The sequence below is a fragment of the Peribacillus sp. P4_C12 genome (assembly GCF_056402095.1).
On record NZ_JBFUIB010000725.1, the window covers coordinates 1 to 1,537 of the forward strand.

The following is a 1,537-nucleotide window of genomic DNA, read 5'->3' on the forward strand; positions in this document are numbered from 1 at the left end:
CTGTATATGTGATGACGATTTTCGAAGGAATATACTTCCACGAAAATATAAGATAATTATTCGCCACATTTTCTCTTTTTTACTTTATAATGAAAGGCGTAAGGGTTTCGATTGGAAATCTTTACTCTTTCTAATGTCTCGCTCACATATGCCAGGCGTTTTAGTTTTGAAGTGGGAGGTGTGTGGAGATTAAAGTATCCAAAGCAGCTCTTTGTAAGCAGCTGTCTATCTGTAAGATGTTGTGTTTCGTCGCATTATTTATCTCCACTATCCTACTTATCTCGGCTTGTGAGCCTTCCAAGGACCTTAGTAAACCCGTAAATGATACGGAAAAAGAACACTCCCAATCTAACCAAGAAACTTCATTAAGCACATTAAAGATCCCAGCTTCAAAAACAGAAAAGATCGAAGCTATTTATGGATGGCTTGATTCTAAAACCATTTTATATTCTGTGAAGCAGGATGGTAATGATTTATCACAGTTGATGGTATGGAATTTGGAAACGAATGATACTTCCATTTTTTATCAGCCGTCTTTTGCGCTTTCTGAAGTATCAATCAGTCCAGCTGGTACGCATATTTTGGTATCGTCCTTCACGTCTTCAGGTAAAGCATCAATAGCGATCCTTGATCAAACAGGAAATCCACTGTATTCTGTGGCAATACCAGCCTATGAATTAACTTATGAGTGGAATTCATATCAAGATGGCATGTTGTTTTTATCTAGTTTTAATGAAGACTGGACATACAGCAGCTATGTGTTAAATCCAGAAGAGCAAACAATGGAAACGCTCGACTTTCCGCAGCCATTTGCTCAGTGGTCAAGTGAAAAAGAACTGATGTTTCTTGATTGGAATAGGGAAGAACCCGCTTTGACGGCTCCTTTAGAAAGAAAAGCGCTGAATGATGATGGAGTAGAAAGCCTAATGCTCGATGTTATTCACTTTAAAAAAATGAAACAGGCGCTAATGACGATTCAAGTGGAGACAGAAAAACAAGATCGGGGTACATATGCTTTTTATGATCAGACAAACAAACCGATCCACTCTTTTTCCTTACCGCTATTGAAAAGCTTTTCAGATTGGGTGATTCCATCCTATGATTTCATTGAAAAAAATAAGGAATTTATAACCTTTATTCCTAATGAATCAAAAGATGTTGACCAATATGATGGCAGGTTTACCTTAACTAAATTAAATTGGGAAAAAGGCACACAAGAAGAATTGATGAAGGACATGGAAAATGAACCATTAAGCTGTTCGCTTGATGGCAGCCTATGCTTATATGGATATCAATTTGAGAAAATCATTGATATGAAAACCCATCAAATACAGAGATTATTTAAAGAAAGTTAATGACCTAAAACAAAAGCCCGCCGCATGGCGAGCTTTTTTCTTTAATGTGCAACAGGAAAACCGCTGTTGATGACAGTCATAACAGTAAACCAACCAAACACGACTGCACTGCCTGCTGCAAAAATGAATCCTAAGAAGTTTCTGTGTTTTAATGAGGTAACCACAGCTGCTGCACCTAGGAT

At 37.5% G+C, this 1,537-nt stretch carries 2 protein-coding genes; one reads left to right on the forward strand and one right to left on the reverse strand.

Translation table 11 applies throughout. The features are described 5' to 3' along the window. Positions 1-182: 182 nt before the first annotated feature. Positions 183-1,355 carry a YqgU-like beta propeller domain-containing protein gene (locus AC1DUW_RS28415; protein WP_053346953.1) on the forward strand — a complete coding sequence of 391 codons (1,173 nt, stop codon included), beginning with the start codon at positions 183-185 and terminating at the stop codon, positions 1,353-1,355. Between the two features lie 41 nt (positions 1,356-1,396). Here the strand turns inward: AC1DUW_RS28415 and AC1DUW_RS28420 are convergent. Further along, positions 1,397-1,537, reverse strand: a 141-nt coding sequence (locus tag AC1DUW_RS28420) for a DUF2759 domain-containing protein (protein WP_477644130.1), incomplete at its 5' end; no start/stop codon positions are given.